This window comes from Virgibacillus sp. 7505 (assembly GCF_002272135.1).
In the GTDB taxonomy this organism is placed as follows: Bacteria; Bacillota; Bacilli; order Bacillales; family Amphibacillaceae; genus Terribacillus.
This window is the reverse complement of record NZ_NPBF01000277.1, coordinates 1-241: the sequence shown is the minus strand read 5'-3', so window position 1 is coordinate 241 and position 241 is coordinate 1. Positions and strand designations below refer to the sequence as shown.

The 241-nt window shown below is 48.1% G+C and carries 1 pseudogene; it reads left to right on the top strand.

What is annotated here, in order from left to right:
• A pseudogene (locus CHH91_RS18950) lies at positions 1 to 241 on the top strand (sodium:solute symporter family protein); the annotation flags it as partial.

Genomic DNA, 241 nt, shown 5'->3' with positions numbered 1-241 from the left:
TCCTTTTATGACGATCATTATTGGCATGTATTTGCTGATCGCACCACGCCTTTATGTATTATCAAAACGTTTCCAATTTATCACGCCTGCTGATTGGATCACACACCGGTTCCGCTCAAAAAGCGTCACGCTTCTCGCCGTTGCTTTAATGCTTTGGGCGCTTTGCAACTATTTGCTTGAGCAGCTTGTTGCCATCGGCCATGCGGTTGCCGGCCTAACTGGCGGGGCGATTCCATATGAA